General features: G+C 33.8%; 11 protein-coding genes. 7 read left to right on the forward strand and 4 right to left on the reverse strand.

Annotated elements, in window-relative coordinates:
• Positions 1-122 precede the first annotated feature (122 nt).
• Genes H0V01_00240 through H0V01_00250 form a run of 3 tightly spaced genes read left to right on the forward strand, consistent with a single transcriptional unit; the run spans position 123 to position 3,382 of the window.
• On the forward strand, positions 123-977 hold the full coding sequence (locus H0V01_00240) for a UbiA family prenyltransferase (GenBank protein MBA2581791.1): 855 nt from the start codon (positions 123-125) through the stop codon (positions 975-977).
• Positions 978-995: 18 nt separating this feature from the next.
• The gene (locus tag H0V01_00245; GenBank protein MBA2581792.1) at positions 996-2,711 is read left to right on the forward strand and encodes a carbon starvation protein A; all 1,716 of its coding nucleotides are present in this window, start codon (positions 996-998) and stop codon (positions 2,709-2,711) included.
• 50 nt (positions 2,712-2,761) lie between these two features.
• Positions 2,762-3,382 (forward strand): YdcF family protein, encoded by a 621-nt coding sequence (locus tag H0V01_00250; GenBank protein ID MBA2581793.1) that lies wholly within the window; start codon positions 2,762-2,764, stop codon positions 3,380-3,382.
• Between the two features lie 56 nt (positions 3,383-3,438).
• Here H0V01_00250 and H0V01_00255 read toward each other — a convergent pair whose 3' ends face one another.
• From H0V01_00255 to H0V01_00265, 3 genes are all read right to left on the reverse strand, one after another.
• Positions 3,439-5,481, reverse strand: a complete 2,043-nt coding sequence (locus H0V01_00255) for a cation:proton antiporter (GenBank protein ID MBA2581794.1) — start codon at positions 5,479-5,481, stop codon at positions 3,439-3,441.
• A gap of 117 nt (positions 5,482-5,598) precedes the next feature.
• Positions 5,599-6,483 carry a universal stress protein gene (locus H0V01_00260; protein ID MBA2581795.1) on the reverse strand — a complete coding sequence of 295 codons (885 nt, stop codon included), beginning with the start codon at positions 6,481-6,483 and terminating at the stop codon, positions 5,599-5,601.
• Between the two features lie 30 nt (positions 6,484-6,513).
• Positions 6,514-7,353 carry a universal stress protein gene (locus H0V01_00265; GenBank protein MBA2581796.1) on the reverse strand — a complete coding sequence of 280 codons (840 nt, stop codon included), beginning with the start codon at positions 7,351-7,353 and terminating at the stop codon, positions 6,514-6,516.
• A gap of 49 nt (positions 7,354-7,402) precedes the next feature.
• Between H0V01_00265 and H0V01_00270 the strand changes: the two genes are divergently transcribed.
• Together H0V01_00270 and H0V01_00275 are read left to right on the forward strand one after the other, a co-directional pair.
• Complete coding sequence (locus H0V01_00270) at positions 7,403-8,302, forward strand: nucleoside phosphorylase (GenBank protein ID MBA2581797.1); 900 nt, start codon at positions 7,403-7,405, stop codon at positions 8,300-8,302.
• Positions 8,303-8,377: 75 nt separating this feature from the next.
• A complete protein-coding gene (locus H0V01_00275; protein MBA2581798.1) occupies positions 8,378-9,253 on the forward strand; it encodes a hypothetical protein in 876 nt (291 codons plus the stop codon).
• A 180-nt stretch (positions 9,254-9,433) separates the two neighbouring features.
• Here H0V01_00275 and H0V01_00280 read toward each other — a convergent pair whose 3' ends face one another.
• A complete protein-coding gene (locus tag H0V01_00280; GenBank protein MBA2581799.1) occupies positions 9,434-11,074 on the reverse strand; it encodes a T9SS type A sorting domain-containing protein in 1,641 nt (546 codons plus the stop codon).
• A 509-nt stretch (positions 11,075-11,583) separates the two neighbouring features.
• Here H0V01_00280 and H0V01_00285 point away from each other — a divergent pair.
• The gene (locus H0V01_00285) at positions 11,584-11,826 is read left to right on the forward strand and encodes a hypothetical protein (GenBank protein MBA2581800.1); all 243 of its coding nucleotides are present in this window, start codon (positions 11,584-11,586) and stop codon (positions 11,824-11,826) included.
• A 528-nt stretch (positions 11,827-12,354) separates the two neighbouring features.
• On the forward strand, positions 12,355-16,287 hold the full coding sequence (locus H0V01_00290) for a T9SS type A sorting domain-containing protein (protein ID MBA2581801.1): 3,933 nt from the start codon (positions 12,355-12,357) through the stop codon (positions 16,285-16,287).
• The last annotated feature ends 969 nt before the right edge of the window (positions 16,288-17,256 follow it).

Consider the following 17,256-nt stretch of genomic DNA (forward strand, 5'->3'; position numbering starts at 1 on the left):
AACCAAATTATTCTTTTAGATTGATTTCAAGGAACAAATATCGGCAAAAAAGCGAAAACCTGTTAATTTAGTAACGAAATAAAGCTTGATTTTATTTAACTTTGGCCCAATTACCAGATTTAATGGAAATAAAAAATTATTTATCCCTCATAAAATTCAGCCATACGGTATTTGCAATACCTTTTGCAATCATAGGATTTCTATTGGCCGTAAGTTTAACAGACAATCAATTTGATATTCAACTATTGTTTTTTGTCCTGCTATGCATGGTTTTTGCACGTAATGCGGCAATGGCTTTTAACAGGTACATTGACAGAGACATTGATAAATTAAACCCACGTACTTTTAATAGGGAAATACCATCAGGAGCAATAAAAGCGCCTTCTGCCCTGGCATTTGTGATTTTGAATTGTATTTTTTTTATTTCAACAACATGGTTTATTAATGAAATTTGTTTTTTCCTATCCCCCATAGCATTAGTTGTTGTATTGGGATATAGCCTTACAAAACGATTTACATTTTTATGTCATATAATTTTGGGTATTGGCTTATCCCTGGCTCCCATTGGTTCATACATTGCAGTTAGCGGCACTTTTGCTTTATTGCCGCTATTGTTTTCATTTTCAGTTTTATTCTGGGTTTCCGGATTTGATATTATTTATGCACTTCAGGATGAAGAATTTGATAAAATCAATAATTTAAAATCAATTCCGGTGTTATTGGGAAAAAAAAATGCTTTGTTACTGTCCTCCCTTTTTCATTTCATTACCTTTGGATTTATTACCACAGCAGGCATTTTAGGTGATTTCGGCACTTGGTATTGGATTGGCTCGGGATTGTTTTCATCACTTCTAATTTACCAGCACTCCCTTGTTAAGCCGAATGATTTGAGCAAAATAAACCTTGCTTTTTTTACAACAAATGGAATTGCTGCAGTGGCTTTTTCTATTTTTGTTTTTCTTGAGCTTTATTTCTAATTAAAGCCCCTATTAACGGTGAATGCTGCTATAATAACCTTTGTATCTTTAGTAACCTTATTTTTAGGTTATCGTTTTTATTCAAAATTTATAGCTCAAAAAATTTTCAGAACCGAATCTGAGGATGAACTAATGCCTTCTGAGGAATTCAGGGATGAAATTGATTTTGTTCCCACTAAAAAGCATGTATTATTTGGCCATCATTTTTCATCCATTGCCGGTGCTGCTCCAATTTTAGGTCCTGCAATTGCAGTAGTTTGGGGTTGGTTACCAGCCATAATTTGGGTAGTGTTGGGAAGTATATTCATAGGTGCAGTCCATGATTTTGGAACACTGGTTATTTCTGCCAGAAACAAAGGAAAATCAATAGGCCTTATTACTCAACTATTTATAGGGGAACGCTCTAAATTACTTTTCTTAACAGTAATATTTCTTTTGGTATTTATTGTAATAGCGGTATTCGCCTATTTGATTGCCAATCTTTTCGTTTTATACCCCGGAACTGTTATACCAATTAACTTTGAAATATTTGTTGCTGTTTATATTGGTTTTAAAGTTTATAAAAACAAGGGCAATTTACTTGTTCCTTCTATAATTGCTCTGGTGCTACTCTATTTTATGACTTGGGTAGGGTTTTTATATCCGGTAAGCCTGCCGGAATGGTTATGGGTAAATGACTCTGCCGTTTTAACATGGATAATCTTCTTAATGATTTATGGCTTTATTGCAGCAGTACTTCCGGTTTGGACCCTGCTTCAACCAAGAGATTATATAAATTCTCATCAGTTAATTGTGGGCCTGATTTTAATTTATGCAGGAATATTTATTGCTCAACCCATAATGGATGCTCCCGCAATTAATTTAAATGAAAACAATGTTTCCTGGTTTCCTTTTTTGTTTATAACCATAGCCTGTGGTGCAGTATCTGGTTTTCACTCTCTTGTTTCATCAGGTACAACTTCAAAACAATTAAAAAACATAAAGGATGCTCGTTTTGTTGGTTATGGAGGAATGATTGGAGAGGCCACACTGGCCCTTGCAGCAACAATAGCGGTGGCAGCAGGGTTTGATAGTTCCCTTGATTGGCATAATCATTATGGAGATTTGGAATTAGCAAGTGGAATGCAGGGCCAATTAAAAGCATTTGTGAATGGCACTTCTGGTTTTTTGGCAGAAATAGGCCTTAACCAAACTATGATTGATAATGGTGGGAATAAACAGTCATTAGCGGCTGTATTTATTTCAGTACTTATAATTAGTTTTGCAGCCACTTCACTAGATACGGCAGTAAGAATACAACGATACATTATTGGAGAAATCGGTGAAAGCATAAAAATAAAGTTCCTTGAGAATAACAGGTTTATACAAACTTCCCTTGCAGTAGGCCTTTCATTTTTATTGGTTTTAACCGATGGGAGTGGCAAGGGGGGATTAAAATTATGGCCACTGTTTGGTTCTACAAATCAATTACTGGGCTCTTTAACTTTACTTGTATTATCTTTATGGCTTTTTAAAATAAAAAGAAATTTTTGGATTACTTTAATACCAATGATCCTAATAACTATTATAACTTTTATAGCAACAGCTTATACTTTTTTTAATTATATTGCAAATAGCAATTACCTTCTTATTTCAATTTCATTTATTATAGCCGTGTGTCAAATATGGATAATATTAGAAGGGATTAAAGCGTTTTCAATTTTAATTAAACAGAATCAACTAAAAAGCAATTGAAAAACATTCTGTTTCCTACCTTTCTACTAGCTAAAAAAACACTTAAATGGCTGCTTGCCATAGTGCTTTCATTAATACTCCTGCTTTTCTTTACAAATTTATGGATAATTCAAACTGCATCTGGCAAAAATTATTTTTCCTTATCTAAAACACCAGTTAATGAAGTGGGCCTATTGCTTGGAACCAGTAAGTATAACAGCAGTGGGCAAAACAATATTTTTTTTTACAATAGAATTGATGCTGCCGCAGCATTGTATCACGCTGGGAAAATAAAACATATAATTGTAAGTGGTGATAACAGGGAGTTGAATTACAATGAACCACGTGATATGAGAAGGGCTCTTGAAAAAAAAGGAATACCTGAATCAGCCATTACCCTTGATTTTGCAGGTTTTAGAACACTAGACTCGGTTATTCGAAGTAGAAAAATTTTCGGGCAAAATAAAATTACGATTATTTCACAAAAATTCCATGTTCAGAGGGCTTTGTTCATTGCAGATTATTATGGAATAGATGCAATAGGATTTTGTGCACAAGATCCTCCAAACACTAGTTATTACCCAATTTTTGCAAGAGAAATTTTTGCCAGATTTAAAGCTGTTTTGGATTTATATGTGCTAAAACAAAAGCCTAAATTTATGGGCAAGCAGGAAAAAATAATTATTAACTGACCAATGCTGGAATTGGCTTGATTTTTTTTACTGGTTTTTAGTTATTTAGAAAAAAACTATTGCAGGCTTTTAAGGATTTCAATTTCCTGGTTTTGTTCAGGAAAAACAATAACAAAGCTATTATCAGGGAATTGTTTGGCCATTTTTTTTGCCACATTATCTAAAAAATTATTATAAGAAATAGTTGATTTTCTGGCACTAATAACAAATAAAAAATCATCGGAAGAAATCTTGTTTGTAATAGGTGAAAAATCATCCCAGGCATCAAAAAGATTATATTTGGCTGATATTATAGGACTTGTTAATTTTACAACATCTTTAATTTTCTCCTGTGTTGAAAGCAATGAATGAAATTCTACACCAGAACTTGTTTGCCTTGCTAGTTGTTTAATATTTTTCATCCATCTTAAAAAACCCGGTTCATATTCAGCATTAGGAGGAACAATGGCAACTATTTTTTTAATTGTGATAATGGGGTTAATAATATTACATACAGAAATCATTTGATTTGTGTTCATTAATAGTGAATCTAAAATACTTCCAAAAAGTCTGTCTTTTGCGCTTGTACTTATATTCCAACCAATAATAACTTGATTTATATTAAGATCTTTAATTGCACTGATAATACCACTTGCAATGTTTAAATCAGTTCGGGTAACAATTTTAACTTCATTTTCAGTAGAAGAAGCATGTTTCATTGCTTTTTCAAGCATGCTCTCACTTAAAATGAGTTTTTCCCTGGCATCCAAATCATCTTTAAAAACAGCTAATGCATGAATAGGTTCCTGAGAATTTTCATCTTTAACCAGAATTGAAAAATCCATTAAAATTTCAATAGTAGCCGGGTTAGAAATAGGAACAAGGATTCTATTTGGCAAATCAATTGTATCTAATGCTGCACCACTTTGAATAATGGCAAGTTTTCGACCAGATTTTTCAGTAACCAAAGAGCTGATAAGGCATGTGACTAGTATCATTAAAATTGTTCCATTTAATACGTTTTCATTCAACAATCCTAATTTATAACCAATAATAACTGCAGCTAGGGTAGCAGCGGCTTGTGCATTACTTAAACCAAAAATGATATTTCGTTCAGTTCTTGTATAGCCGAAAATTTTTTGGGAAAAGAAGGCTGCAAGCCATTTACCTGTTGTAGCAACAACAATCATGGTTGCAGCAACAAACAAGGCTTCAGGGCCCCTAAACAATACTCTTATATCAACCAGCATTCCTACACTTATTAGAAAAAAAGGAATAAATAAGGCATTGCCAACAAACTCAATCCTGTTCATTAGGGGTGAAGTGTGCGGGATAAGTCTATTCATAGCTAATCCAGCCAAAAATGCACCAATTATGGCTTCAATTCCTGCTAATTCTGCAAGGAAAGCAGAGGCAAAAAGTATTGCCAAAACAAAGATATATTGGGATGTACCTTCACCTTCAACGTTTTTAAAAAACCAGCGTGATATCCTTGGAAAAACGAATAATACAATTGCAGAAAAAATCAATACCGAAATTATTAATCTTATCCAAAACTCGGTATTCAATTCACCCGTGGCACTTCGGGCAATAATTGCAAGTACTAAAAGGGCTGCTGTATCGGTTATTATTGTGCCCCCAACAGTGATTACAACAGGTTGAATTCTTGCAATTCCAAGTTTGCTTATAATTGGATAAGAAAGCAGGGTATGGGAAGCAAACATACTTGCTAAAAGCAAGGAAGAATCAAGCGAAAATTCAAGTAAATAATAACCGGATAAAGTTCCCAGAATCATTGGTATTGTAAATGTCAATAAACCAAAAACAAGGCTTCTGTTTCTACTCTTTTTAAAATCATGTAAATCTATTTCTAAACCCGCTAGAAACATAATATACAAGAGCCCCACAGTTCCAAAAAGGATAATGGAGGAATCTCTTAGTAACAGGTTAATTCCATTTGGACCTATAATAACACCAGCGAGTATTAATCCAATAATTCCAGGAATGTTTAATTTTCTGAATAAAAGTGGGACAAAGAATATTACAAGCAGCACTAATGTAAAAATCAGAACTGGTTCTTTAAAAGGCAGAGAAAATTGAAAAAGAAGCATCATTATAATATAAAACTCAGCAAAATTAATGCTTTTGAACTAGCTTTTTTTATAAACAGGGAAAATATATTTATAAAAAAAGGAAGCTATTAACTTCCTTTTTTTTAGGCTACTTAAATTCTTATATTACATAGGGTTATTCTTAGTCCAGGATACTTCAAATCCTTCCGGACGCACCACCAAAACTGGAACTTTGGAATGATTTACAATAGTTTGTGCTGATGAACCGAGGAAATAATTTGAGGAATCAAATTCCTGTTCAGTCATTATCAAAATAAGATCGGCATCTTTTTCAGATGCAAATTTCATGATAATATTTGCATGGTCTTCTCTGTGCACAATTGTGCTCTCGTGCATTACCTGGTTCTTTTCCAGGAATTCGTTAACCTGTTGAATTTTCAATTCAAAGGTTTTAACATGGTCCTTGTCCTGATCTTCAGAAAGCAATCCCAGAACAAATATTTTAGAATCAAAATGTTTGGCTAAAACCGTTGCATGAGCCAATTTTTGCCTTGATGAAATTGAATTATCTACAGGAAAAACAATGTTTTTAAAACCTGGAGTTTTGGCGTATGATTGAATAGTTAAAACAGGACAACTTGCTCCAACCACTACCCTTTCGGCATTACTTCCAATAAAGAACTCTTCAAAACCGCTTGAACCATGAGTTCCCATAACTATAAGATCAATACCTATTTCCTTAGCTGTTATGATTATTTCGCCTGCAGCCTTTCCTTGACGTACAATTGCATGAGTTTTAATTTGTGAAGAAACATCTGATGCAAGTTCCATCATTTTATTTTCGGCAATTTTTGAAATTTTTCCAAGATTTACCATTTTAGTTTCAGGAAGGAATATATCATTAATTAAGAGAGTATCTTCCATTACATGAAGCATAAACAACTCAGCCTTGAATGTTTTAGCCATTTTCACTGCATGTTCAAAAGCAACCATGGAGGTTGGTGAAAAATCAAGTGGAATAAGAATTTTTTTGAATTCTACTGGTTTCATAATAGTTAGTTTTTGATTTTCATAAATAAATTATTGTATTTTTTTAGGAATAACACTCATAACAGGAATATCTGAATCCATAATAATTTCTTCTGCAGTTGATCCAAGTAGTTTTTCTTTCAAGTCTGCCTCATGCTGTGTCATAATCATTATCATGTCTCCCTCAACTTTATGAGCGTAATCGATTATTACCTGTGCTGTTGTTTCCTCCCCCTTAATTGCCTTTACTATTTCCGCAGTACACTGTACATCACCTGCTGTTATTATTTTTCTTACCTCCTCTAATTGTCTTACCAGTTTACTGACTAAGAAATCATCGGTTGTAAATAAAACAGAAAGTACTCTAATGGAACAATTACCCTTTTTAGCGAAATCAATGGCATTGGAAATTTTTTGAGTAGTTGTCTCGGTTAAATCAAGTGGAAAAACGATATTCCGGCAACCCTCATAATGGTGCTTTCCTTTAATGGTAATAACAGGGACAGAGGATTCACGAACTACTTTTAAAGCGGTATCTCCAATTAATCTTTTTTTAAACCTGGAACCTGAATTAACTCCCATTACAATAAAATTCGCCTCTAAGGCGGAGGCAATTTTAGTAATCCTTTCATGAACCAATCCTTGATCAATAATAATATCAATGGGCACTTCAGGAGTTGCGTATTTAAGGGCAATTTGTTTTAATTTTTCTTCAACATTCAAGGTTTCCTCACTACTTGAAAAGAATTTACCAAGACCGGTATCTTTAACATGAAGTAATTTTACCTGAGAATTAAAATAAACAGAAAGATTTATTGCCTGCTCAAGGGCGATGAGGGATTGTTCAGAAAAATCAGTAGGAACAAGAATTACTTCAGATTGTTTTTTCATATTTTCTGTTTAAATGCTGCCAGCATTCAATCTTTTTATAAATTTGAGCATGGGCAAATATATAGGAATTAACTTACGTGACAAAATAAGTGAGTCAGAACTAATATTAAATTCTGATGGTAGTGTATACCATATTCGTCTTTTGCCTGAACACGTGGCTGATGATGTAATAGTGGTGGGAGATCCGGCCAGGGTTGAATTAATTAGCAGCAAATTTGATCGGGTTGATTTTAAAATTTACAACCGTGAATTTATCACTCATACTGGTAGCTTTAACAATAAAAGAATAACTGTAATCGCAACAGGGATAGGAACAGATAACATTGATATTGTATTGAACGAATTGGATGCGGCAGTAAATATTGATTTACAAACAAGGCAGATAAAAGAGCAAAAAAGATCACTGAATATTATCCGAATAGGCACATCAGGGGCACTTCAAGCGGACATTCCCGTTGATTCATTTGTTGTTTCATCCTACGGTTTAGGTTTTGATGGTTTACTTCATTTTTATGCTGGATGGGAAAATATAAATGAAAAAGAGATTACACAAGCTTTTATTGATCATAGTAAGTGGAAAGCGGAATGTGCAAGCCCCTATGTTATTAAGGGCTCTGAAGTTCTAATAAATAAACTTGGAAAAGGAATAAGAAAAGGAATTACTGCAACAGCATGCGGATTTTATGCCCCCCAGGGAAGAAAATTAAGGGCTGGACTTTCGATGCCACAAATGAACGAGCTTTTAACCACCTTTAATCACAAGCAACTCCAAATCACTAATTTTGAAATGGAAACATCTGCACTCTATGGCCTTGGGACATTATTAGGGCATAATACTTGTACCGTATGTGCAATAATAGCAAACAGGATAATAAAAGAGTATAGCAGGGATTACAAATTAGCTGTTGATAAGCTAATTGACCATGTATTAGAGAAATTAACCAGTTAGTTGTTAATAATTAAATGCAAGGTATGTAATTAACTGAAATGCTCCTGTTAATTTTGTCTTTAAACAAAGTAGTCCATGGAGAATAAAGAAATTAAAGCACTTATTGATCTTCTTGATGATCCTGATGAAGAGGTTTATTCCCATGTTAGGGTAAAGCTTCTTTCCTTTGGTGAACAAATAATTCCTGTTCTGGAGCATGTGTGGGAAATGGGCGACCCCTTTAACAATCTCATTCAAACCAGGATAGAAACCATTATCCATAAAATACAGTTTGACAACATTGCTCATGCATTAAGCAAATGGGCAAAAGAAGGCGCAACTGATTTACTTACCGGGGCAATACTAGTTTCCAAATACCAATATCCTGATCTTAATGAAGAAAAAATAAAATCCAAACTAGATCAGATTACGCGTGATGTATGGCTGGAGCTAAACGCAAACCTTACCGCACTTGAAAAAGTTAGAATTTTAAACCACATTATATTTGATGTTCATGGCTTTAGTGGGAACACAACAAATTATCATGCTCCCCAGAATTCATATATAAACAACGTATTAGAAAGCAAAAAAGGCAATCCTCTTTCCTTATCCATTTTATATGCTATTATTGGTCAGAAGCTAGGAATTCCTTTATATGGAGTAAACTTGCCACAGCATTTTATCCTTGCATACGTTGATAAAAATGCAGATGATGGGGCTTTTAGTGAGCAAGGTGATGTTTTGTTTTATGTTAATCCTTTTAGTAAGGGAGCAGTATTCAATAAAAAAGAAATAGATGACTTTCTGAAGCAGCTTAACGTTGAGCAAAACAAAAGTTTTTATGAGCCTTGTTCAAATTTGGATATTATTAACAGGCTTTTAAACAACCTGATTAATTCCTATGATAAATTAGGATATCCTTCCAAAAAAGAAGAATTGAAGGAATTATTGAAATCCCTTTCTGAATCCTAAATTAAGATAATAAATTTCCACCAAAGAAGTGAAATAAATTTCACGCAAAGAGCGCAAAGAAAAAAAACACGCAAAGGCGCTGAGGGAAAGGACCTTCTTCCTCAGTGCATCAGTTTGTAAAATCCAATTCATAATTATGGCCCTTGCAGTGGCAGGTGTTCTTGCTGGGACGGGTACTTGCTATTGAATCATTATTTTCTTTGTGATAGTGTTTTCTGAATACATCAGCTTAAAAAAATAAACTCCGGGAGCCATTGTACTAAGGTCAAAGTTGTTGTTATAAGATTCTGTACCATTTATCTTTTCCCACATTATTTGTTTTCCTGTGTTGTTATAGATCCCTACCATCACTTGATCAGAATCAAATGGTTTAAAACTTAAGTTAAATCTCCCATTATTTGGATTTGGGAAAACCTGAAGTTCAATAATTTCTTGAGAAAACTTTTCAATGCCAATTATTAAATTAAAATCAATGGTATCGCTATTGCTGCATCCCAGCGCATCTGTTACTTTTACAAAATATTCCCCTGGGGTATTAACTGTTATATCCTGTGTGGTTACACCTGTACTCCAAATATAAGTAGAACCGGAGTTTTGAGCATCTAAAATTACTTCAGAACCCGCAGGCAGATCAGAATCAGGACCTAAATCAACTAAGGGTAAAAAATTAACCCTAACTTCAACAGTATCGTATCCCATACAACCATTTATATCTATAACCTTTACAAAGTAATCTCCATGAGTTTTAACAGTAATGGATTTTGTGTTCTGCCCATTGCTCCAAAAAAACAATTCTGCACAAGATGAGTTAAGAATAACAGAATCACCATCACAAAAAGCCAGTGAGGTATTAGAGGTAATTTCCGGAATAGGACTTGCAAGAATATCAACTATGACTGTTTGTGAAACTGCTGAACAATTATTTTGATTCCAAAGGGTGAATGAATAACTTCCAGCGGATTTAACAGTAATGGAATTTGAAGTTTCACCTGTATTCCACACATAGATTCCTGCATATCCTGCATAAAGTATCACAGAATCTCCAGGGCAAAAAGAGGAATTCCCTATTGTATTAATTACAGCAACGGGTGCGGGTATAACAGTTATTGATAAAGAATCAGATATTGCAGAATTTCCATTTGAATCAAAAACAGTTACTGAAACTTCTCCCGAAGTTTTTACAGTAACAGAACATGTAGTTTGTCCTGTGCTCCAAAGATAACTATCACCTTGACTTGATGTTAAAACTACTGAATCATTGGAACAGAATGTCAATGGACCACTTGCAGTTACAACTGGTTGAATGTTTGTTGGAGTTATTCTGATTTCAAACCAGGCAGATGCACCAGTTTCAGCTCCACTTGCATTAAATGAGAACATCATTTGTGCTCCATTAATTTCATAAACAGAATTATCTCTCAGGTCTACAAGCTGAACTAGCAGGTTTGGCAAACTCACATTATTCTCGATATTAATTGTAAAGGTGCCGGAATTATTAAATTTCAAGTAAACAGGTATTTGTACTGATAAATCTAGAGGAGGTAAACTATTTATCGACAGTGAATAATTTTCCAGTGATTTACTATAAATTGATGGAACTGATGCATTGTTACTGAATAATTTGTGAGCATCAAACGGAGGATCAAAAGATTCCGTAGCTCCAGTTCTAAAAGCAATAATTGACTCATCGGAATAAGCACCTTTAACAATTTTTAATCCCAAGTGATCAATTGCATTAGAAAATTGGGGAAGAGCCAGAAAAATAAAAAATAAGGTAAGGCATTTAATAATAATTAGATTTTTGGTTTTGCTTGTTTTCATATCTATATAATTTGTTTTTTAACTGTTATTTGGTATAGCCATGTTGTATTCATTAGCGTTTGTGAACGGTTCGTGCATGGCTATTTCATAATGCTTAGTTTTATTAATACTTTATATTTATTTGACAAAGCTATATCGCAAGCCAAATGAATATGGCTGTTATTCGGTGAGTAAAAGGAAGAAAAAGGTGAATGAATTGAACAATAAGTTGAATGAAACTTGGAAAACAGATTTTACTGATACCAAAGCACAAAAGCATGCAAACTCAGATAAAAAAAAATTTTGGTGAAAATTGGTGCTTTGGTGGCTATTTTTCTTGCATATCTAAAAGTGACCTGGTGCTGATTTTCCTGCCACCAAAGCACAAACACCAAATAGCACCAAAAGTCAGGAATAATTTAAAAATGAATTTCAAAAACACAAGCGAATCGAGCATGCTTTGTATCCATCACACTAAGTAAATCTTGACAGATTTCTAAATCAGGAATAAGTTTGCAAGAAAAATATTTATGCAAACAAGAAAAGAAATACTTTCCATTTTGGAAGGTTTCCAGGAAAGCGGAGCAGGTGCTTTTTTCCGGTTACAAGCAAAGAGCCTGAACAATACTAAGGAAAAACCAATCAAACGATTGATGGGGATTGATTTTAAACCTAAACCTCTGTCTTCAATACCCGAAAAACCCAAAACAAAGATACAAAAAACTAAAACCGCTAGAAAAACCAGGATCGAAATTTTCAGTAGCTTAGGGTAAAAACCTTATTATTGTTTCATCAGCATATCCATTTCCTGAGACTCTTATTAAAAGAACATTTTCCAGACTCCTAAAATTTGATCCATTAAATGGAATTTACCACTCCTTTAACAGTTTTGTTTGAATTTATATCGGTAATAATATTAATGGAACAAAGTTGCTTAATGCCAATAAAAAAAGCAGTATTTTATACTAATTGTTTTTCAAATGTAGATAATTTGTTTTTTTAGTTGTCATATGGAATACGCCACGTTATATTCATTAGCATTTGTGAACGGTTCGTGCATGGCTATTTCATATTCCGATATTTTTGCTTTTAAAATTATTATACAAAGTACACTCATTCATTTAAGCGAAGCTATCTGAATGAGCCTTGTATTTATCACATGTAAAAATAATAAACAAATGTTTAAATAAGATGGATTTGTATTAAATTATGTTTTACATTGCGCAGATATTTATTTTTGCAAAGACTTTTTTTAGGGATAAAAATTGATTATTTTTAATAATAAGAGTAAAACATTTCATATGACAAAATTGTTAAAGAAATATTCTTTTTTAAAGCTATTGCACCGAAAATCAATAGTTTTATTGTTTCTGCTTATTTTTATCAATAACTCTGATGCCCTCACAAGAATTTCTGTCAAATCAGGTAATTGGAACAACAGTGATACTTGGGGTTGCTTTAATTGTATCCCCAAAATAGTTGATGATGTTGTAATTAGTTCCGGACATACTGTTACTGTAACTTCAGGAAAGCCTGTTGTAGCAACTTTAACCATTAATGCTTCCGGAGAATTATATCAGACTGTAGAGTTAAGAGTAAAAAATTCTTTAATCATTAATGGTATTCATACAGGATCAGGCAATCTTTTGGTTACGGGCAATAATGCATTAATTGATGGAACAGGCACAATAAATAATTCAGGCACTTTGGGGGTAAATCAAAATGTTTCGATTAAAGTTACCTGTGATTTAACTAAAAACTTCGGCAATGTTGAAATCAGCAACAACAAGGCATTAATCAACAATGGTATTTTTAGGATAGTAAACGGAAATTTAATCGGAGGAGGAGCTAGTTCTACCTGGATAAATGAACAAAATTCTTTATTAATAGTTGGTGGAGAAGTAATGACAACGGGATTATTAACTGCCACAGCCATCAATAATACTGTTATTTATACTGGGGGGGCTTTTCAATTTATAAAAAACACTAGTTATTATAATTTGGGAATCAATAAAATATCCAGTGCTGTTGCACGGTTTGCTGGCAATGCAATAATATACAATAATTTCACCATTACTTCCGGCATTGCAGAAGTAGATCCCTTTGCTTTATCAGTTTACGGTTTAACTAATATTAACGGCAGGTTAAAATTAACAAGTGCAACAGGAGCCAAAATTTTTAATAACATTACAATCGGTTCATCCGGCATTTTTGAATGTACTGCAAGCATACCGGTAATTGTTAACGGGAATATAATTAACAATGGCAGCTTTATTTCCAACACAGGTATTTTTTCTCTTGATGGCACTTTAATGAGTATAAGTGGTGTCAACAATGTTCAATTCAATAATCTTAATGTTAACGGTAGTTATACCAATAACGGCAGTGTGGGTATAAAAAATTCATTTACCGGACCCGGCTCATTTTCTCAAGGTACAAACTCTGTCTTAGCATTAGAAGTAGTTCCTGCAAATTTTACTGTAACTACTTTAAATGCGGAAGCTACAGAAAACACAGTACTATATAATGCAGTTGTTGACCAACAAATTAAAATCCCAACTGCAGGTTATTATCATCTGAATATAGCCGGTTCCGGCACAAAATTTCCTGCTTCCGCTTTAATTATAAATGGAAATTTAAATATCAGCAGCGCACTTGATGTTTCTTTGCTAGATTTCGATATTAATCTTGCGGGCAACTGGAACAATACCGGAATTTTCATCCCCAGAAATGCAAGAGTATTTTTTACCGGTGCAAATCAAAATATAGTTAATCCATTAGGAGAAACTTTTTTTAATTTAACCTTATCCGGTACAGATGTAAAAACAATTGATGCGGCAATTACTGTTATTAATGATTTGGTAATAAACTCCACTTTAGATGTTTCAACCTCCGCACATCAAATTAATGTTTTAAGAAACTGGAATAACAATGGAACTTTTGTAGCAAGAACAGGTACTGTTGTTTTTAATGGAATTATCTCTCAGCTAATTGGCGGCTCAGCTTTAACAACCTTTGGAAATATAAATGCCAGTAATCCTTCAGGCGTATCGCTCTCGGTTCATTCCAGAATTACAGGCACTCTTAATGTTGATCAGGGTGCGTTCAATACTACAGGGTTTAATTTTACCTTAGTATCCAATGCATACGGAACTGCCAGTATTGCTGCTTTAATAACAGGAGATGTCATTGGTGATATTATTATGGAAAGGTATCTTGCTCCCGGCCCTAACGATTGGCGTTTTTTATCTTCCGCTGTTAGTGGAAGAACTTTTAATGACTGGAAAGACGATTTTATTATGAGTGGGTTTCCCGGATCCCAATATCCAACATACGGTTTTGTTTCAATGTACACTTATAATGAAAGTGCTCCCGGGTTATATGAAATAGGGTATGTTGGAGCAACTAACATTACAAATCCAATTACAACAGGAAAAGGTTTTTGGGCATATATAGGGCCTACTCCACTTACTATAGACGTTAAAGGCCCCATACACAAAGGCTTAATTTCATTGCCTGTTACTTACACCCCAAGTTCAGCAGGAGCAAGTCAGGACGGTTGGTGCATGGTTGGAAATCCTTATCCTTCCACGATAAACTGGGATGCCCCCGGCTGGATTAAAACCAATGTAGCTAATGCTATATATATTTGGAACAGTAGCAATCAACAATATGCCGTTTATCAGGGAGGGCTGGGTATAAATGGAGGTTCAAAATTTATTGGTTCATCACAGGCTTTCTGGGTACAAACTTATGGATCTTCTCCTGCTTTATCCCTAACTGAAAACGTGAAAGCGAGCAATGACAAGTTTTTAAAAACCGGTTCCACAAATCTTAATATTCTTAAGTTTTCTATTGAAGGAAATAGCTTTAAAGATGAAACCATTATTAATTTCGATGCTTCTTCATCCCTTGCATTTGAACCTAATTTAGATGCTAAAAAATTATTCAGTTTTAATTCAATTGTTCCATCAATTACCACGGTTGCTGATTCCATGGATTTATCAATAAATTACCTGCCTGATCTCTTTGAAAATATTTCAATTCCAATTAAAGTATTGACCGGTGTATCTGGAAATCATGCTATTAATATTGACAAATCCGAATTCTCAGGGAAATTCACCTGTATAGTACTTGAAGACTTAGTAACAGGAACATTTATAAATTTAAACAGCACTGCATCCTATTCATTTAATTTAAATGATACTACTTCTGCCCCAAGATTTTTACTACACTTAAAGCCCGCCCTGCAAAATCAAATTAAACCTGTTTCCTGTGCAAATTATTTTGATGGAGCTATTAAGGTATCAGGCAAACCAGGAGATATTTTAAATTTTACCTGGACTGATGCCTCTGGAAACACCATCAAAACAACGACAGGTGCAAATAATGACAGTATCAATGATCTTTCTCCCGGAATTTATTTTATTACTGTTTCCGGGACAGAATGTGGCTCCATTACAGATTCAATCATATTGGTAACTCCTGATTCTATCTCCTCTGCTATTTCATATACTGATGCAAGTTGTCCTTCTGAAGCAGATGGTTCAGCATCTGTACTAATTTCAGGTGGTACTCCACCTTATTCTTATATATGGAATAATGGCTCAACACAAAGCAGCATTTGGGGTCTTTTATCAGGAAATTATGAATATACTGTTTATGACTCCAAAGGATGCTCATATACTGAAAATATTAGTATAAATAATGAAACTCTGGTTACTGCAGCATATACTTCCAATAAGGATACTGTTTTATTAAGTTCCGGAGGTTGGATAGATTTTTACAACACCTCTTTTAATGCACAAACTTACTTATGGGATTTTGGTGACGGAAATACTTCTTCCAATGAAAATCCTTCTCACCAATATACTATAGAAGGTGAATATCAGGTAAAACTCTCAGCATATAATAATTTATGTGTAGAAAGTAAAGGTTCACAAATTGTAGTTTTAGATAATCCAACTGATATAGCCAATATAGCTTCAAATGAAGAAGAATTAACTTTTATCCAGAAAAATAATGAAATAAAATTGATTTTTAATCTGGATACTCAATCAGAAGCAGAAATATCTGTTTACAATATTCCCGGTCAATTAATTTTTTCAGGGAGTAAAATAAAAGTAAAAAATGATATTATTACTGTGGATATTTCAGTCTTAAACCCGGGAATTTATTTTATTTCAGTTAGAACAAATAAAACCCTTACTTCTAAAAAAATTGTGATATTATAACTATGACTTAATTTCCAGAATCTACTTTTCTTCCAATCAGCACATCCCCTGTATTCATTGCTATTAAATAGATTTATCAATTCTTTATTTTTTTAAAAAATCTAACTTGAAGAAGTGCTCCTTTTATCATAGTTTTATTGAATTTTTTTACCGAAAAGATAAAGATTTTACAGTTTCATTTGACAAACATCACAAAGTTGTAAACCCCATGGGGAGGCCTTTCTGGAATCTCAGGATGATGTTCTTTTAGCCAATCGTGGATTTGTGCCGAAGAAGTGTCTTGGTATTTGGTGAGTTTTTTTTCTTCGACAAATATTTCAAAAGGTGATAATATTTCATCTCTTTTCTGGACTTCAAGAAAGTGTTTCTCCATAACCTTCTTCAGTCATTTGAAGGTGTTTCTTGACCGTTCTGGCATCCATATTACCAGACGGGCAATTTTAGGACTTGCTAAAGCCAAGCTTTACGTGTTTGTGAATTTCGTGATACATGATGATCCAGTTGTTTAAGTCGTTTTTTGTCATATCGATTAGAGGTTTAAAATTCCAATCGAAGGAACAGTAAATTTGACTTTTTAGGAACTAAATTTTGCCCCATGGGGCAAAATTTAGTTCCTAAAACCATACATCCATATTTTTAGAAAGTAGTACTTTCGTGTTTTCCAAAAACACTACATTTCGATTTGCCATGTTTATGACAATGTTATTTTCCGGTTACAGACAGGTTTATTCCTTTACGTTTCAGCCCTTTTTGTTTTCTGAGCTTTTTCAAAAAGATGGCTATAAAACCTCCACCCGGACCATAGCCGCTTGTCCTAATAAAGGATTAAAAGGAACTTTTACATCCTTTTAATCCCTTATACATTTCATTGCTACCTAATTTTCCGACATTGTAATTGTTACGTTTTTGCCAGGATTCCCCACGGTATTGCTACTACTAATCCTAAAATTTCCCCTTTTGTTCTCCTCT

The sequence above is a fragment of the Bacteroidota bacterium genome, assembly GCA_013696965.1.
In the GTDB taxonomy this organism is placed as follows: Bacteria; Bacteroidota; Bacteroidia; order JACCXN01; family JACCXN01; genus JACCXN01.

Bases quoted from the DNA above. Each gene is read 5' to 3' on its own strand.
- H0V01_00240 (MBA2581791.1), top strand. From the start codon at position 123: ATGGAAATAAAAAATTATTTATCCCTCATAAAATTCAGCCATACGGTA.
- H0V01_00260 (MBA2581795.1), bottom strand. From the start codon at position 6,483: ATGAAACCAGTAGAATTCAAAAAAATTCTTATTCCACTTGATTTTTCA.
- H0V01_00265 (MBA2581796.1), bottom strand. From the start codon at position 7,353: ATGAAAAAACAATCTGAAGTAATTCTTGTTCCTACTGATTTTTCTGAA.
- H0V01_00270 (MBA2581797.1), top strand. From the start codon at position 7,403: ATGGGCAAATATATAGGAATTAACTTACGTGACAAAATAAGTGAGTCA.
- H0V01_00275 (MBA2581798.1), top strand. From the start codon at position 8,378: ATGGAGAATAAAGAAATTAAAGCACTTATTGATCTTCTTGATGATCCT.
- H0V01_00280 (MBA2581799.1), bottom strand. From the start codon at position 11,074: ATGAAAACAAGCAAAACCAAAAATCTAATTATTATTAAATGCCTTACC.
- H0V01_00285 (MBA2581800.1), top strand. From the start codon at position 11,584: ATGCAAACAAGAAAAGAAATACTTTCCATTTTGGAAGGTTTCCAGGAA.
- H0V01_00290 (MBA2581801.1), top strand. From the start codon at position 12,355: ATGACAAAATTGTTAAAGAAATATTCTTTTTTAAAGCTATTGCACCGA.